14 protein-coding genes and 1 tRNA gene are annotated in these 15,986 nt (G+C 58.7%); 9 read left to right on the top strand and 6 right to left on the bottom strand.

All coding sequences use genetic code 11. The features are described 5' to 3' along the window. The first annotated feature begins 210 nt into the window (after window positions 1–210). From NKJ23_RS01630 to NKJ23_RS01615, 4 genes are all read left to right on the top strand, one after another. Window positions 211–2,361 (top strand): ATP-grasp domain-containing protein, encoded by a 2,151-nt coding sequence (locus NKJ23_RS01630; protein ID WP_352621592.1) that lies wholly within the window; start codon window positions 211–213, stop codon window positions 2,359–2,361. A 46-nt stretch (window positions 2,362–2,407) separates the two neighbouring features. Further along, window positions 2,408–2,872, top strand: coding sequence for a hypothetical protein (locus NKJ23_RS01625; RefSeq protein WP_352677810.1), 465 nt, complete (start codon window positions 2,408–2,410; stop codon window positions 2,870–2,872). 311 nt (window positions 2,873–3,183) lie between these two features. Further along, window positions 3,184–5,490 (top strand): CapA family protein, encoded by a 2,307-nt coding sequence (locus NKJ23_RS01620; protein WP_352677809.1) that lies wholly within the window; start codon window positions 3,184–3,186, stop codon window positions 5,488–5,490. A 720-nt stretch (window positions 5,491–6,210) separates the two neighbouring features. Beyond that, window positions 6,211–6,636, top strand: a complete 426-nt coding sequence (locus NKJ23_RS01615) for a hypothetical protein (protein WP_352451186.1) — start codon at window positions 6,211–6,213, stop codon at window positions 6,634–6,636. A gap of 77 nt (window positions 6,637–6,713) precedes the next feature. Here the strand turns inward: NKJ23_RS01615 and tnpC are convergent, their stop codons facing one another. The 3 genes from tnpC to tnpA all read right to left on the bottom strand — a co-directional run bounded on the left by tnpC (window position 6,714) and on the right by tnpA (window position 9,103). Then, a complete protein-coding gene (tnpC, locus tag NKJ23_RS01610; protein WP_352677807.1) occupies window positions 6,714–8,246 on the bottom strand; it encodes an IS66 family transposase in 1,533 nt (510 codons plus the stop codon). 69 nt (window positions 8,247–8,315) lie between these two features. Continuing rightward, complete coding sequence (gene tnpB / locus NKJ23_RS01605) at window positions 8,316–8,672, bottom strand: IS66 family insertion sequence element accessory protein TnpB (protein ID WP_023709031.1); 357 nt, start codon at window positions 8,670–8,672, stop codon at window positions 8,316–8,318. Next, the gene (gene tnpA / locus NKJ23_RS01600) at window positions 8,669–9,103 is read right to left on the bottom strand and encodes an IS66-like element accessory protein TnpA (RefSeq protein WP_352677805.1); all 435 of its coding nucleotides are present in this window, start codon (window positions 9,101–9,103) and stop codon (window positions 8,669–8,671) included. The genes tnpB and tnpA overlap by 4 nt, the downstream gene beginning before the upstream one ends. Window positions 9,104–9,307: 204 nt before the next feature. Between tnpA and NKJ23_RS01595 the strand changes: the two genes are divergently transcribed. Next, entirely contained in the window at window positions 9,308–10,513 is a 1,206-nt protein-coding gene (locus tag NKJ23_RS01595; protein ID WP_352677803.1) for a TadE/TadG family type IV pilus assembly protein, read from the top strand. Between the two features lie 379 nt (window positions 10,514–10,892). Here NKJ23_RS01595 and NKJ23_RS01590 read toward each other — a convergent pair whose 3' ends face one another. Continuing rightward, complete coding sequence (locus NKJ23_RS01590) at window positions 10,893–12,284, bottom strand: UDP-N-acetylmuramoyl-tripeptide--D-alanyl-D-alanine ligase (protein ID WP_352677801.1); 1,392 nt, start codon at window positions 12,282–12,284, stop codon at window positions 10,893–10,895. Between the two features lie 310 nt (window positions 12,285–12,594). Here NKJ23_RS01590 and NKJ23_RS01585 point away from each other — a divergent pair, with 310 nt between their 5' ends. Then, entirely contained in the window at window positions 12,595–12,762 is a 168-nt protein-coding gene (locus NKJ23_RS01585; RefSeq protein WP_352677799.1) for a hypothetical protein, read from the top strand. A gap of 809 nt (window positions 12,763–13,571) precedes the next feature. Here NKJ23_RS01585 and NKJ23_RS01580 read toward each other — a convergent pair. Together NKJ23_RS01580 and NKJ23_RS01575 are read right to left on the bottom strand one after the other, a co-directional pair. Continuing rightward, window positions 13,572–13,648, bottom strand: a tRNA-Arg gene (locus tag NKJ23_RS01580). A 47-nt stretch (window positions 13,649–13,695) separates the two neighbouring features. Continuing rightward, on the bottom strand, window positions 13,696–14,388 hold the full coding sequence (locus NKJ23_RS01575) for a winged helix-turn-helix transcriptional regulator (protein ID WP_023677872.1): 693 nt from the start codon (window positions 14,386–14,388) through the stop codon (window positions 13,696–13,698). Window positions 14,389–14,562: 174 nt separating this feature from the next. On the opposite strand from NKJ23_RS01575, the gene NKJ23_RS01570 reads away from it, so the two are divergent. The 3 genes from NKJ23_RS01570 to NKJ23_RS01560 all read left to right on the top strand — a co-directional run bounded on the left by NKJ23_RS01570 (window position 14,563) and on the right by NKJ23_RS01560 (window position 15,952). Then, window positions 14,563–14,889, top strand: coding sequence for a DUF1330 domain-containing protein (locus tag NKJ23_RS01570; RefSeq protein ID WP_023677873.1), 327 nt, complete (start codon window positions 14,563–14,565; stop codon window positions 14,887–14,889). A gap of 121 nt (window positions 14,890–15,010) precedes the next feature. After that, window positions 15,011–15,541, top strand: coding sequence for a hypothetical protein (locus NKJ23_RS01565; RefSeq protein WP_352677797.1), 531 nt, complete (start codon window positions 15,011–15,013; stop codon window positions 15,539–15,541). A 120-nt stretch (window positions 15,542–15,661) separates the two neighbouring features. Beyond that, the gene (locus NKJ23_RS01560) at window positions 15,662–15,952 is read left to right on the top strand and encodes a hypothetical protein (protein WP_352457623.1); all 291 of its coding nucleotides are present in this window, start codon (window positions 15,662–15,664) and stop codon (window positions 15,950–15,952) included. The last annotated feature ends 34 nt before the right edge of the window (window positions 15,953–15,986 follow it).

The following is a 15,986-nucleotide window of genomic DNA, read 5'->3' as shown; positions in this document are numbered from 1 at the left end:
GATATAAAGCGTGCTTAAATGTGGTGGAATGCGCCACATCTTCGCCCCTTCACATCGGGTCTTGCCGAAGCCGCTCATGCCCATCGATGCGGTACCCGTTTCGAGATGCATTTGAAGTGGCTGCAGCGGAAGCGTGGTCAGGAAGTCTGTATTGTGGGAGACGGTCGAAAAGCAGGCGGAGCGTGAACATCCGGGGTCAAAAGTGGGGTTATGGTCAGCCTATCTGAAGAGTTGGGACAAATTGAGATTGTCAGTTTTAAGGTGCTATCGGGACTTAATGTGCATAGCACGAACACTGTGGTCAAATTAACCCTGAATATCGGGCGGCTAGCGGTTTCTTGCATCTCCGATTTTACTGCGCTGGCTCGCTCAGCGCTGTCCGAAATGTTTCCCGGTTGTGCACAAAACGCTTTGGTCCCTCGCTACATTGCCGACGCAATCCTGTCCGCTGATCTTGAGCTTCGCCGCGCGATGAATTTCTATTCGTTTTCGCCGACGGCGTCGCTAATAGGCGATCCGTCCGAAAGCCATCTTGCAATCGTTTGGGAGTCGGATGACCCGCAGATGTCGCGCGCGGCTGCTTCGGCTGTCGTTGACGCGATTGGTGAGGCGGCGCGAGGCGAGGACGGGGCAGCGAAATACGCTCAGACTCGGGAGCTAAACCTGGAAAGGGCGAAGAGGCGACGTCTTTCAAATTCGACCGCTGTGCTTGTAGCTGCAGCTAAGAGAAATCACATCCCGTTCGAATTCATTGCCCGTAACCACCTTCGCCTTGGCCAAGGCAAGCACCAGAAGCAGCTGTTCTCGACGATATCGGGTTCTACATCGTTTGCGTCGGCGAAGGTGGCCTTGGACAAAAGGCTGGGCAACAGACTTTTGGCGCAAGCGGGGATCCCAGTACCCCGTCAGATTACCGTTCGCACCAAACCTGAGGCCGTCGCTGCCGCCAAACAGCTGGGTAAGACCGTCGTGGTCAAACCGGTTCAGGGAAATCAGGGGCGGGGAGTCTCGGTTAAACTGCGGGGACGCCGTGCAGTTGAGGCTGCATTCGATATAGCGCACGACGTCACTCAGTCAGAGCGGTTTGGCGTCCTGGTTGAGCAGTTCATCGCCGGCCCGGAATTTCGAGCGACAGTCGTTGACTATCATCTCGTGGCGGCGGTCATGTGTTGCCCCCCCCAAGTCGTTGGCGACGGTGAAAAAACGATAGTTGACCTGATTCATGATTTGAACCGAGAACCCGACAGAGACGGGAGACGTCTTTCTCCTGTAGAGATTGACGATGAGCTGCTACGGCACCTAGCCTTGCGTCGTCTTACGCTGGAGTCCGTCCCAATTTCCGGGCAGCCTTTGGTTCTCCGACCTACCGGCCACCTCGCCCGTGGAGGCGTCCCGGTCGATGTTACAAACTCCGTTCATCCAGATAACAGGCAACTGTGCGAGCGCATCGTGAGAGTCATCGGCCTTAACATTGCCGGGATAGATCTCATCATGCCCGATATTGCAAGATCATACAAAGAGGTCGGGTGTACTGTCATCGAGGTAAATGCACGGCCGGGGATCGAGTTTCATCTTTGGCCGCGAGCGGGGATCTCGAGAGATGTGAGTGAGATAATCCTGGCCAATATGTACAATGAGCCGGGCTCTTCGGAAATTGCCACCGTACTCGTCATCGGCGATCGACACACTGGTGCGGTGGCGACAGCAATCGATCATCGGTTCCAGGCGGAAGGGCGAAGAGTTGGTCTCTTGTCGAAAAGAGGCGCTTACATCAACACTGTACCCCAGGAATTTGGGCGGCGGACAACCCCGCAAATGCTGGCCAGAGACCCGTTCCTGGAAGCCCTGGTTTATGCAGCCTCTCCGGACAGACTTTGGGCGAGCGGTCTTTGTCTGGGTGCTTGCCGTGCGGTCTCGATGACTCGAACGGATGCAGACAATGGTACAGTTCTTGAAGATCTCGCTCAGCGAGTGTTGCAGTGCGGAAACCAGGGCTATTTCATTGTCAACAGCGAAGATGAATGGCCCCGCCGTGCGCTGTCGACCTTGCCGACCACACGGCTAATATTGGTCAGTTCCGAGCCTGATACTGATACCGACCTACGTCGGCACCTACAGAGTGGTGGTTTGGTTCTAACTTTGAGATGGAGCACTGACGGATCGGGTGCCAAAATGGCGCTTTTGTCGAGATCTGGTGAGCTAGCCGCGGAACCCCTCGCATCTATGTCTCAGTCGCGGCCACAGCAAATAAGGTCTGCCATGCACGCAATGGCAATGTCGTATTTGGCAAAAAAGGATGGCTGGTTCGATGAAGTGGCCCCGTTTCCTTCAGTTCGGCCCGAGACGAACGACGTTCGATAGCAGTGATGAGTTTATCGATTCTGCTCAAGCTAAGGAGAGTAAGGTTATGAACACTGTTTCGCCGACTGCAACACCGAGTGTTTCGCTAAGTGATGCGGCGACACTCGTTGCTTTGACTTTGAAACGCACCACAAACAAAGCGGGACAGCCGCGAACCCGTGCAAGAATGTCGTACAAGACATTCAGGCGCCTGACTGGACGGCGTGTCGGCGGGGCGGCGTTCGTGAGAGGCTTCACGGAGGAATTGTTGAAACTAGGCTGGCTGATGGTCCGTATGCCATCGGCATACGGCTTCGTGCGCGCCGCCTCCCTCGACAAGTGGCGTCTCATAAAATCAAATATGGTCGCGGAAGAACTTAAGGTGATTAAGGAGGGATCTGCGGCGACGGCATTGGAGAGTGCTCGGCAAGAGCTCGCTGGATCGGGTGAGAATAGCGGTTCAGCAGGCGGCCTCAGTAAGGCAGCTCGAATAAGCGGAGAGAAGAAAAAGCCGGTCGCAAGCATCGGATAGATGTGCCTCGTCAGGAGATTGATTTGTGTAGCCCCCATCAGGGGCAGGCGAATTGGGGCCAAAACGCTGCCGGAAGCTGGGCTGCAGACTCGGATCCAGCTTCCCACCATGGAGCGAAATGCGGCCTCAGAGCATGTTGAAGGACAATCTCCACGCCCTGTAGAGAGTTGGCCTCAGGGCAACCGACGGCATGTCCTTTCGATCAATTTCAGCACCCGTCGGCGAAAGGTTCGCAGGATTGCGGAGCGCAAGACTTGTGAATTCTTGCGTCTCAGCGTTCGCAGAAGAAGCAGTAGCTTTGGGGAAAAAAGATGGCGACTGGATCTGTTTACGTCTGGGAGCGTTGCGATTCAGATTTTACTGGTGGCCGGGTGCATTCAACCGAGGTCGAACTGCCTTATCTTTGCCAAAACACGGGGAGGCAAGGGCTGCGTGGGCGGTACGTGGACGTAATCGGTCATCCAGCCACGGATGTTCACTGGCCCACGGGTGAGATGGGCGAAGCACTGCCCGACAAGCACGGTAACTATGTTTTCAAACCTTTCGGCGGCGGAATTCTTGGTGAACAGGAAGGTTGTGAGGCCGCGGCACGCTTCGGCCAGGTCAACGTCTACTACCACGTCTCCTTGATAGCTCATCGAGTGAACGAAGTGCTGCGTTCACTCGGCGAGGGCCCGTTGCCGAAGGTGAGAGCGATCGTTAATGCGCACCAGCCGAAACAAGGGGGAGTTAACGGGGATCTGCTTAGGTTGGTGCCGGTCAAAGGGACCAAATACCGATATCCAGCAAGAATCGAAAATCTCGATGATTTTTCGATCCCCCTCTGTGGGGAATTGCTGTTCGGCCCGGGGCGTGCAGTCACAGCGGAAGGGTGGCTTCCACGAATTTCAGGCGGTGCTTATCTGTGCGACCCCTCGCACAATGCCAGTTTCATATATCAGGCATTCGGGTTTCACGTGGTGCGCCATACCGCTGACATCCAAGCTGACAGGCTGCATGCACCGCGCGCCAGTTTCAGTAGGCCTGGTCCCCTTGAGTACGCCTTGAGCGCATACTTTGCGGCCGCGATGCTGTCGACTCCCTACGTATGGTGTTGGCACCTCCGTCATGATGCCGAGTTCGTACCATCGGATACTCTTGCCAATGATTCGCGTATGGACGACGCCGAGATGCCACCGCCGGAGGCGCTGGTCGCGCAAGTCATAGCGGCGACAATGTGGGACCTACACAAGGCTTTTCCGGGAGACGAACTTACTTGTATTTCGTTAGTTGTAGCTGCCCTTTTGGCGCTGGGACGACTTTCTGATAGCCCGTATGCTCCTTCCGGAATTCGAACGCGCGCCCTCAGGTCACTTCCGAAGAGCTTTGCCTCGTGTTTGCTTCATGCAGACCGAATGAGATTCAGCAGCCGTTACGAAACACTGATCCGAAGCGTTTTTGAGAAGCGTGGGATCGGCTTTAGTTCTTCAGCGGTTGAGACATTGTTGGCACCCTCCGTTCAGCCACCCCTTTACCGCCTCGGTGAATCGGAAGAAGTCCGGCGCCATGTTGTAAAAATTCGCGAGAAGTTTTCAGAGGTCATAATTCCGGATGACATCGATCTCATCGACCCGGACCAACTTGAACAGTTCCTCTCTTCGTCCGCCAGCGCTCCGTACCATTTGGCGGCGGTCGGAGATGTGATGACCGGGATGCGGATGCGTCATCGTATCCGCAGGTTTGGCCCAGACTATGCCTTCGCCTGGGTCAGGCCGATCTTTAGACGCTGCGCTTTGATAACGGGAAACCTTGAGGGGCCGTTCTCCACCATCTCTGAGAAAGCAGGTACCACTCGGAACTACTCATACAAAGTGGACCCCAAGTCAGCCTCTGTCTTACGTCGTGCAGGCTTCGCTGCCATGACTGTCGCGAATAACCACATTCAAGACTGCGGTCGGGGTGGCGTGGTTGAGACGCTAGCCACGTTAGAGCGACAGTATATCCAACCGTACGGTGGTGGTAGGAACCAGAGCTCTGCTTACCACCCGGCGATTTTTGATGGCGCAGATATCCGCATCGGACTTCTCGGATATTACTGGAACCGTCGAACAGCGGCTCGTGGCGAACTTCCAGGCTCCGCACAAGATGTGCCCGAATTCGTCGAGCGTGATCTGGCCCAACTTCGTCCACTGGTCGATCGGATCGCCGTGATGGTACATTGGGGTTTGCCATACCAGCGCCAACCTACCGAGCAAGACCGCATGAAAGCACGGCTATTTATCGACCTGGGTGCGGACGCAGTCATCGGCCATCATCCCCACATCCTTCAGCCGATCGAGATTTATAATGGTCGGCCGATATTATACAGTGTCGGCAATTTTGCATTTGGGTCCGGAAACAGCAAAGGGGAGTCCATTCTGCCTTGCTTCCACTTTGGTGCGAAGCAGATCCGTTTAGATATTTATCCAGTTTACGTTCAAAACAGAGATCCGCGCCTCGACTACCAACCAAAGATAATGGGAGGAGCAGCCGGTCGCGCGACAATCGATCGGTTGCTGGCGTTGTCGCCTGGACTCGCCGATGTTGTCGTAGCCATTCAAGACAGATGCCTTAGATTGGCCATCCCTGCACTGGCGTGAGGCTCCGAAGCTCATGCGTATGCCGTACGCGGATTTGCACTGGGTTCCTCGATCGCAATGGCGGCGCGAGCGATACGTGCCGACAAAACAAGGAGCCGATACCCTGTCACGCAGGACGCTGAGGTGCCGCGGAGGCGTCGCTTGCGAACATTGCGAGGACCAGACGTGGAGAAACGAACTCTTTACTGCTCAGCCGGTTTTGATTTGTTTAGCTGCCGCTAATGGGATATGTCATCCCTGCGGGATCGTCCATGGGAGCGACAGGTGCGATTTCTAATCCGTCTGTTAGGGGCAGTCATCTTAGGCTGTAGTCTGACGTATTCAGGCCAAGTACTTGCCTGGAAGGTCGGCAAAGGTACGACCTCAGCAACTATTAACGGCATAAAGTTGACAGTATACACCTATCATCCGAAGAACTGTGCCAATCCATCGATCCTGTTCGTGTTCCATGGACTAAGCCGAACGGCCGAATCCTACCGAGACTACGCGCAGCCTCTTGCGGATCGAAATTGCCTGATCGTTATGGCGCCGCTTTTCGACCTGGAAAGGTTCCCAGGCTGGAGCTATCAGCGGGGAGGCATTGTCAACTCGGGCACAATTCAACCTCGGGACAGGTGGACTGTCTGGTACGTGAAGGGCTTGGTAAACTGGGCGAGGGCCCGAGAGGGGCTGCCGACTGCGCAGTATTACCTTTTTGGGCACTCGGCGGGAGGTCAATTCATGTCGCGTGTTGCAGCATTTGCCTTGTCGGATGCCAAGAGAGTGGTCGTAGCCAATCCGTCGACCTACGTATTGCCCTCGCTAGCAGAGGCGGCAGCCTACGGGCTGGGATGTCTCTCCTCGGGTTGCGTCTATACGCCGGATCAAGCCTCTCAGGAGTTGAAGGCCTATCTGGCTTTGCCTCTAACGATCTATCTTGGAGAAGACGACACTGGCGATGTCGATCTAAACGAAAGCGCAGCTGCTATGCGCCAAGGAGAGACGCGTTTGGATCGGGGGCAGTTCACTTTTGAGCTGGCGCAAGCTGTCGCGACCGCTAACGGGTGGCCTTTCAATTGGCGTCTCGTGATTTTGCCGGGTGTCGGACATTCGGCACGCGACTTGTTGCAGTCTGACCAGGCTCAGCAAGTCTTCGGCCTTAAGTAAAGAATTAGCACATCGCTGACTTCAAGGTCTGCCGCGTTTCACTCAGCTCAATGAGCAGCGAGACGTAAGCGCTGTTCTCAGGCCACGGCCTTTAGCTCGGGGGCGCGGATGTAGGCCCAAGGCAGCAGGTCGTCGATCCGGCTGTTCCGATGGCCGTTGACGATCCTGGTGAGTACGTTGGCGAGATAGCCGAGCGGCTCGACACCGTTGAGTTTGCAGGTTTCGATGAGCGACGCGATGACTGCCCAGTGTTCGGCACCGCCGTCCGAGCCCGCGAAGAGCGCGTTCTTGCGGTTGAGCGCGATCGGACGGATTGAGCGCTCGACGGTGTTGCTGTCGATCTCGATGCGGCCGTCGTCAAGGAAGCGCGAGAGGCCTTGCCAGCGCGAGAGCGTGTAGCGCATCGCCTCGGCGAGCTTTGTCTTCTGGCTGATCAGGCCGAGCTTCTCGCGCAGCCAGGGTTCAAGATCGGCGATAACTGAAGCGCTCTTTTCCTGACGCATCGCACGGCGTTCATCGGCCGATCGGCCGCGGATATCGTCCTCTATTCTGTAGAGTTGGGCGATCCGTCTCAGCGCCTCGCTGGCAATCGGCGCGGGGCCAGCGGCGGCCAATTCATAGAACCGCCGGCGAACGTGCGCCCAGCAGAATGCGAGCGTGACGTCGCTCTTGTCGGCCAGCACACGATAGCCGCCATAGCCGTCGACCTGCAGGATTCCAGTGAAGCCTGCGAGATGAGCGATCGGACGCTCGGCCTTCCGGTCGGGTGCGTAGACATAGGCGACGCCCGGCGGGTCGGCTCCCTGCCTTGGCCGATCGTCACGCGCATAGGCCCAGAGCTGCCCGGTCTTGGTCTTGCCGCGGCCGGGATCGAGCACCGGCGCGGTCGTCTCGTCGGCGAAGAGTTTTGGCGAGGACTTCAATTTGCCAAGCAGCCGCTCATGCACCGGACGCAGGTGCCAGGCGGCGCGGCCGACCCAGTCGGCGAGCGTGGAGCGATCGAGATTGATGCCTTGCCGGGCGTAGATCTGCGCCTGACGATAGAGCGGCAGATGATCGGCATATTTTGAGACCAGGACCTGGGCGACCGTTGCCTCGGTCGGAAGGCCGCCCTCGATCAGCCGGGCGGGTGCGGGAGCCTGAACCACCACGTCGTCGCAGGCGCGGCAGGCATATTTTGGTCGCCGCACGACGATCACACGCAGCTGCGCTGGCACGATGTCGAGCCGCTCGCTCACGTCCTCGCCGATGCGATGCAGGCCATTGCGGCAGCACGGACAGGCATGGTCCTCAATGTCGACGACCATCTCCGTGCGCGGCAGATGGGGTGGCAGCGCGCCGCGGTTCGCCCGGCGCTTGGTGGTCTTTGCTTGGCGCTCGGCGGGAGCAGATTGCTCCTGCTCTTCGTCACCCGCGGCCTCGATCTGTTCGGCCTCTTCGAGTCCCAGCAGCAACTGATCCTCGGGGAGCGTCTCAGCACGACGGCCGAAGCGGTGACGTTGCAATTCCTTGAGGATCTGGACTAGGCGGGCATTCTCGACGTCGCGCGCCAGGACCATCGCCTTCAGCGCGTCCGGATCGTCGGGAAGCTGGTCAGCCGTCATCGCCATGACCGGATCAGACCATATTCGCCGACAGCCCGCGACAGCGGAATCCAGACTGATTCACTTCGTCGCGGGTCAGCCGGCCTGGGCTGGAACGCGGGTCCGGCGCGCCTCATGGACGCGCCGCCAGTCGAGACCTTCGAGTAGCGCCGAGAGCTGCGCGGCCGTCAGCCGCATCATGCCGTCATGCACTTTCGGCCAGCGGAACTCCCCATCCTCCAAACGCTTGGCATAGAGGCAGACGCCGGTGCCGTCCCAGAAGATCAGCTTGATCCGGTCAGTCCGCTTCGCCCGGAAGACGTAGACGGCCCCGCTGAACGGATCGGCCCCCATCGTCTCTCGCACCAGCGCCGCCAATCCCTCCGCGCCCTTGCGGAAGTCGACCGGCTTCGTCGCCACCATGACCTTGACCGCACCCGTCGGCCCGATCACGACGTCGCCTTCAGCGCGCGGATCACTGCGGCCACCGTCTTGGTATCGGCGCCCCGGCCGACGCGCATCGCGATGCCGTCGATCTCAAGCTCGATCATGCCGGCGTCTCGAGTGGCTTGCCGTTTCCGCTGCTTCGGTGGATGCCTGGCTACAGGCTCCGCTGCCGCCACAACCGCCGGCACGAAGGCAGGAGAATCTTGCTGCACCGAAGCGGCCTGTTTGCGCGCTTCGCGGCGCCAGGCGAAGACCTGCTGCGGCCTGAGGCCATACCGGCGGGCGACCTCGGAAATGACTGCATTCGGCTCCAGCGTCTCCGCGATGATCCGCGCCTTGTCATCCACCGACCACTGACGCCGACCGCCAGCACCGTTGATCACCTCGAAACGCCGAGGCTGCCGCTCCGGGTCAAGCGTAAGGTCAAGTCCAGACACAAGCCGATCTCCGATCCCAATGCAGAACCGGCAACCTCACAGATCACGACCACTCCCGAAAGGTGGTCCCACAACAGCGCTTACAGCGAGACAGCTTGCATCGCCTTTTTGCCGAGCGTGAATTGCCGCTGCGTTTTTGTTGTTCTAATTTAGTAAATTCTAAACAGTCTTCGGTCTAAGTTGCTCTTAAGAGAGGGCTTCTGGATGCGGAGACTGAAAGATCTGCCGCCCGAAAAACGGGGGAACTTTGCCGTCGCGATGGCCTTAATGGTGGTGCCACTGGGCTTGGCCCTCGGCCTTAGCATTGACTTTACCAACGCCGCTTCCTGGAGATCCAAGCTGCAGGAGATAGCCGATTCGGCGGCTCTTGTTGCTGTCGAGAGCGATGGAGGAAACGAAGCAGCCGTGCAGGCCGCGAAGAATTGGGCGCTGGCCAATGGCTCCTTCGTGACCGGCGCTGTCGTTGGGGTGAGCATCACCACTCCTTCTGCTGGGACGCGAGAGGCGGCGGTTGAAATCTCAGCTGGAATGCCAACCGCTTTCATGAGTCTTGCTGGAATTCGGAGCATTAACCTTCACGCGGCGGCAACGGCCCGAAAAGCCGCGCCGGATTATTGCTTCTATGTCCTCGATCCTGCCTCAAATGGAGCGCTGACGGTAATGGGTTCCGGGGGGCTTTCGGTGCCAAACTGCGGTATCCAAGTGAATTCCTCCAGTCCAAGGGCACTGAGGCACGTTGGAACCGGAAAGATTGTCGCCAGAAAAATCTCTATAGTGGGCAATTACCAAGGCGGTGGTTACACCATCATCCCGAAAACCAACCAACCTGAACTTGCAGACCCACTTGTCGATCTACCGCAGCCCGTTCCACCGAACGGCTGCGACTACAGTGATCAGATGCTGACCGATGTTACCATTCCGGCCGGCCGGGTGTTCTGTGGAAACATCGACCTCGATGGAAATGTCGTTCTTTCTCCCGGAGTTCACTATTTTCAGAACGCAACAGTGAGCATCGGCAGCCATGTGAATCTCTCGGGCCACGAAGTCACGATATTCGTTGACTCCGAGTCAAGCATTATTCAGTCAGCAGGCAAAGGTGGCGTAAGGATTTCGGCTCCCACGAGCGGCATTTACGCTGGCATCGCTATCTTCGGGTCACGCACAGTTACGCCCTCTGTGCCAACGGTCTCATTGTCCGGAAACAAAAACTACTTAATTGAAGGGGCTATCTACCTGCCCCATCATCGTTTTCGGATGAGAGGGACAACAGACCTGAAGTCGACTGCCAACTCAGGTTGGATTGTTGCGTGGCAATTTTTCTATAGTGGCAACTCGAGCGTGGCCCTGGACTGGTATGGTGCGACTCCGCCGAAAGGCCTTGGAGACTTAGGAATAGTGCTCCTTCGCTGAAGCAATACTGATGTCAGTGCTCGGCACAGGGCTATATCTTTGTTGTTGCTGTATTGGGCTCGGACCAACCAACCATTCCCGGCGGCTGCCGTTATATGCATGGCCGAAATGACCGAGCTGGCATGACTGTGCGCAGCTCTTCGGTTGGCGGCGTCCAGCCGGCGCTACCCTGGTCACCCGGAGGCAGCACAGATCGAATCAGGCGGCGAAGCACAATTTTCCGCTAAGTGCCTGAGACTGTTTGGTAGTGGAACCAGTCATGGGCGGAGCTGATCTCCGGTCAATTTATCTGCTTTGGTCCAAAAAAACAGCAAAATTCGACGAATCTCAACGTTTCGGGCACTCTCGATCTCAAACACCGATGCTATATCGCGGCGGACTAGCGTCCAAATTGCCGGCGCAAGCGAGTTACAACTTCATGCAGACCCATGGCATTCGAAGCTTTTACAAGAAGGCGGTCCTTCGCGCGCAGGATAGTGGCGAGCTCGGGCAACACATCGTCTGCTGTCGCGAAGTGTGGGCCGAGGAGGTACTCCGGCAGGGCACGACGGAGATATGTCATCTGCGTCCCAACCGTCATCACCATATCCAGATCGGCCGCGAGAACGGGTTCCGCCAGACCGGCGTGAAATTCGGCCGATCGTGGCCCGAGTTCCCGCATGTCGCCAAGAAGGGCAAGCTTTCGGCCCCCACTTGCGCGCTTCCCCTCAGCGAGTGCCGCCAGCACGGCGGCCACCGATGTCGGATTCGCGTTGTAGGCCTCATCGACGACATGGATCTCGCCGGACGCGAGGGCGATGCGTATGACTTCGCCACGTCCGTGGATGGCCTGCACCTCCCCGAGCGCGTCGGTCGCAGCTCCCAGATCAAGGCCGAGCAAATCGACAGCCGCCAGCGCGCTGAGGCTGTTGACTGCCATGTGCCGCCCTGGATTACCTAGCTTGTAGGCGAAATCCCGGCCCTTCAGGACCGCACGCACCAGTTGATCTTCGTGCGAATAGTCCACGAGCCGGTAGTCGGCCTTAGCATGTTCACCGAAGGACACGACCTTCGCCCCGAACGACAGCGCGCGGGCTCGGAGATATTCGAAATGCTCGGAATCCCGGGGGACGATCGATATGCCGCCCTCAGCGACATCGTACAGGCGGGCTTTCAACTTGGCGATGGCCTCACGCGAGCCGTACTCTTCGAGATGGGCGTCGCCGATCGTCGTGATAAGAGCGACATGCGGCTTGAGCGCGGATACCTCAAGGAGCCGCCGAAAAAAGCCAATCGACACCTCGACAGCGTGGATGCCATCAGGGGGAAGGTTGGCGATCAGGCCGAGCACGCCGGAGACGGTATTGAAGTTTTCGCCCGGAAAAGGTGGATAACCAGCTGCGGTCAGAATGACGTTGATCATCGCCGTGGTGCTCGTCTTGCCGACGCTGCCGCCAACCGCGATCAGGCGTCCGCCGTAAGCAGACCGCGCTCGCTCGGCGAGATACTTCATGGCGACGCGGACCGAAGCCACCCGGAGCAACGGCAAGTCTTCGAAGTTGGGCCGGTACTCTCGGTCCGCGAGGAGCGCGAGCCCCTGTCGCCTGAAGCGCCTGATCTTCCTGGGGTGTACGCCGTAACGGTAGGTGCCAACGCACGGGATGACGAGCGCGCCGGGGCCGATCAGTGCGTCGCAGAAGGCTATGCAGTCGGTCGTCCAGCCTTCCGGCAGGTCGCCTTCCCATATGCCTCCAGTGATCTCCGCAAGCTCAGCCTTCGTCCAAGGGTGCATTTCTCCCCCTGTCCCGCCGATCGACCCGCGCCTCGGCCACCTGGATGCGTGGCCGTCCGACATCCCTGTCCTGTGGTTCGATCACTTTCAGCCAATTCCGCTCAATGTGCAATGGTTCCGGGTACCACCTGAGACCTTTGCCGGGTTCAAAGCGGCCTTCGCCAAGCCCGCTACTTTAACGACCACATCCGCAATCACTTTTGAGATCATCTGGTTGGGACCGATCACGATCTTGGATGAGCGAAACCATCTGTTCGAACGCTAGTCACCTATTCATCGAGTTCAACGGCTCATGGTCGGGGAGACAGTGATGCAGCACCTCGCCAAGGTTTCGCTTGTCGAACGTCTGGCCACAAACGGGGCAGAACTCGAAATATCCTGCTTCGTCGTTGGCCGGCGGCCCGTGGCGCTTGCCCTTGATGCCGGCTGCGGGGTTGTTGGTTCGATCTCGTCTCACGTTGGTCGCCACCGCACGTAACTTTCATGGGGACGGGCCGACAGCCGATCGGGGGTTCCAGCGGGCCGCCGGGCCTACCGGCTGCCAGTGGCGCTGCCGGGTAGAGTAAATTGTAGGCCATTTCATGCGTCATTGCTAATACAATAAAATGATAGCGTTCCGTTCCTCTAGCCGCCAGACCGGGCGCGTCCATTCCCCCTATGATGCGAACTTTGGTGGACAATCCGCCCCAAGGGGACGGATGGACACACGAGTTCGACCTCGTGATCGATGATGCCGATGTTCGCATTCTTACTCGCCGCGGTCTCGATTGGACGACGAAGTAGCGAGACCTTTCGGCGCCGCCAAGAAACTCAACGTGCAAAGCACTATCATCGATGGCGAGATCATCGTGCTTGACCGGCCGGCGCCTATGGCGCCCAACCACTGCATAGTTCTAAGAAAAGGTGGTAGCGGGAGGATACCGCCAATACAGTGCGGCCACTGAATTTATTTGCTAACTCGACTTCCTTGCAAGCTACAGGGCGGTTTACAGCTTTAAATCGTGTCCGCGATTTGAACCTACAGCGGCTAGGAGACGTCGACGCTGACGGTCGGTAGCGGCTGCCGTCCGTCGTCTCGGTGCATCGAAAAACGGGCAAGTTGATTGGGAACAACGATTACCTACCTCGATTTAGGCATCGTAGCGCCGCGCTTCGCAGCGGTTTTGGGCCGCTTCGCCCTTGGAATATGTGTGCCCAAAGTCTGAAGGTCTGCGAAATTCGCCGTACTTATTTCGCAAAAATCCTGCAAAAAAGTACGGCGATTTCGCGCTAAGTGATTGAAAAGCATGGTGATCCCGACAGGAATCGAACCTGTGACCTACAGATTAGGAATCTGCCGCTCTATCCTACTGAGCTACGGGACCATCGCGCCCGACACATAACCGCTTCGGATCGTTTCGCCAAGAGGTAGCTAGGCCGCTCGCTTGGGTTCGACCGCGAACGGGCTCAGGCCCAGCCAGGTCTGCATTTTACGGGCGATATCCTGGTCTCCCGTCAAGATGACTTTCGTCCCTGCCTTCTCGACGGTGATCAGCCCCATCCAGATTTCGGTCATGGTGTGCAGGTCGGTCGAGACGTAGAGATCGACATCGAAGCCCGGGTCGTACCAGCAGAGGTCGACCTCGCCGTGCTTCTCGACGATCAGCCACCATGACCGTTTCGAGGCGGGGAGCTCCTGATACAGAAATTGTATCACCGTGCGCCCGTCGGGCAGCGGCGACGCGTTGAGGTTGCGCCGCATGTCCCACATCAGCAGCGACGGATCGAGGTTCTTCAGCGACAGCCGCGACTCGACCCATTTCTGCCCCCAAAAGCCCATCGCCTCGACAACGGAACGCAGATCCCTGCCTGCCTCGGTCATCCGGTATTCGAAGATGCCTTTCTCGCCGCGCACCTCCTTGCGCTCGACGATCCCGGCCAGCTCGAGCTCCTTGAGGCGTTGCGACAGAAGGGTCGGCGACATTTTGGGGACGCCGCGGCGCAGATCGTTGAAACGGGTCGAGCCCGCCACCAATTCGCGAAGCAGAACCATGGTCCAGCGGGTGCACAGCACCTCGGCGGCCATCGATAGCGGGCAGAACTGCTTGTATCCGGACTGGGTCATGATGTTGCCTTCCCCTCAAACTCAGCCGGGATCATAGGCCTTCCCCGGCGGCACGGCGAGTACAGAAACTGTACCACACCAGTACAGATCGCGGACTGGCTGAGGCGACCCTTGCCGTGCGACCCCTCTGCCGCTGCACGGGATACCCCTGTGCACGACCAGGAGACATGACCCATGACCGCTTACGTTATCGCAGACATCAAGGTGAGGGACCCGAAGTGGATGCCGGCCTATGCCGCGTCGGTCCACGACCTCGTTCACAAGCACGGCGGCAGATATCTGTCGCGCAGCGGCAATGTGAAGACACTCGAAGGCAAGCCGCTCGACACGACGCTGATTGCCTTGATGGCGTTCCCGACCGAGGCAGCGGCGCGCGCCTTCACCGACGATCCTGCCTACGCACCGTTCGTTTCGGCCCGTCAGGGCGGCAGCGACAGCCGTTTCCAGCTGATCGACAACTCCGATCTGGCTGGGACGATCCCGTATCTGCCGAAGGGATGATCTTCCCCTGCATTCGTCGCATCGGGATAGGGATCTCCCAGCAACAACAGCCACAGCGCCCACCTGCCGGACCTCCTTACCTCCGGCGGCCAGCCGGGCTGTGCTTTTCAAGAAGAATGGAATGACTATGACAATCAACTTTCGCAATAGACTTCTCGCTGCCGCGGCGCTGCTGTCGGCCTGCACTGCGTTGGCGCAGGCGCATCAGGCAGCGCCCGCGTCCGGTCCCAATCCGCTGGCCGACAAGGTACGCGCGGCCAACAGCCGCTTCGAGAATGTGGCGGCGGCGACCGCCGAGGGCTATGCGCCGATTCCCTGCGCCAGCGGCATCACCGGCGGCGCCATGGGCATCCACTACGTCAGTCCCGGCTACCTCAAGGACGACGCTGTCGATGTCGCCAAGCCGGAAGCGGTGATGTACGAGCCGATGGCCGACGGCACGCTAAAACTGATCGCGGTCGAATACATCACCTCGAAAGGCCCGGCCTCGCTCGATGGACATCTGTTCAACTTCAACAGCGCGCCCAATCGCTATGGCCTCGGTCCGTTCTATGAGCTGCATGTCTGGGCCTGGAAGGGCAACCCGACCGGCGCGTTCGCCGATATGAACCCGAACGTGTCATGCGAACCGACGACTGCTGCCAGCCAGTAAGCAGCCGAGCCAGGCGGCGCCGACGCCGCCTGGCCGAATGTGGGAGCAGGCCCCAAAGAGGTCGGGATAGCGGAACTTTCGGGACGCCGGCGCGCTTTAGTGTCCCGAAGGAGACACCGCATGAGCGCCACCAAAGAGTTCTTTCAAACGTGGCTGCAGGAGAATGTCGGCAATCTGCCCGCCGAGAGCGAGGTGAGCGTCGCCGTCCTGGCGCAGCAATTCGAGCAGGATGCCGATGCTGCCGGCTATGGCCACGAGGTTCGCGAAGACGAACTCGGCAATATCCAGGAGGCGATCGAGGCAGCCCTGACGAAGGCGAGGACAGGCGAAGAGCCGCAGGCTGCCGACGACAATGAGCTGGCGCCGGTCATGGAGGCGCTGGAGGTCGAGGATCCGAAGAGCGGACCGTAGCGGTTGCGGCTCTTCCCTTCCACGCTACATGACC

Origin of the sequence: Mesorhizobium sp. M0184, assembly GCF_040322215.1 — a bacterium.
In the GTDB taxonomy this organism is placed as follows: Bacteria; Pseudomonadota; Alphaproteobacteria; order Rhizobiales; family Rhizobiaceae; genus Mesorhizobium.
Note: the sequence above shows the minus strand (reverse complement) of the source record. Positions and strands in the feature narration are given on the sequence as shown.

Coding starts and splice junctions, on each gene's coding strand:
- NKJ23_RS01615 (WP_352451186.1), top strand. CDS start 6,211: ATGTCGCGTGTTGCAGCATTTGCCTTGTCGGATGCCAAGAGAGTGGTC.
- tnpC (WP_352677807.1), bottom strand. CDS start 8,246: ATGGCGATGACGGCTGACCAGCTTCCCGACGATCCGGACGCGCTGAAG.
- NKJ23_RS01565 (WP_352677797.1), top strand. CDS start 15,011: ATGACTATGACAATCAACTTTCGCAATAGACTTCTCGCTGCCGCGGCG.
- NKJ23_RS01590 (WP_352677801.1), bottom strand. CDS start 12,284: ATGCACCCTTGGACGAAGGCTGAGCTTGCGGAGATCACTGGAGGCATA.
- NKJ23_RS01625 (WP_352677810.1), top strand. CDS start 2,408: ATGAACACTGTTTCGCCGACTGCAACACCGAGTGTTTCGCTAAGTGAT.
- NKJ23_RS01560 (WP_352457623.1), top strand. CDS start 15,662: ATGAGCGCCACCAAAGAGTTCTTTCAAACGTGGCTGCAGGAGAATGTC.
- NKJ23_RS01575 (WP_023677872.1), bottom strand. CDS start 14,388: ATGACCCAGTCCGGATACAAGCAGTTCTGCCCGCTATCGATGGCCGCC.
- NKJ23_RS01570 (WP_023677873.1), top strand. CDS start 14,563: ATGACCGCTTACGTTATCGCAGACATCAAGGTGAGGGACCCGAAGTGG.
- NKJ23_RS01585 (WP_352677799.1), top strand. CDS start 12,595: ATGCAGCACCTCGCCAAGGTTTCGCTTGTCGAACGTCTGGCCACAAAC.
- NKJ23_RS01620 (WP_352677809.1), top strand. CDS start 3,184: ATGGCGACTGGATCTGTTTACGTCTGGGAGCGTTGCGATTCAGATTTT.
- NKJ23_RS01595 (WP_352677803.1), top strand. CDS start 9,308: ATGCGGAGACTGAAAGATCTGCCGCCCGAAAAACGGGGGAACTTTGCC.
- NKJ23_RS01630 (WP_352621592.1), top strand. CDS start 211: ATGGTCAGCCTATCTGAAGAGTTGGGACAAATTGAGATTGTCAGTTTT.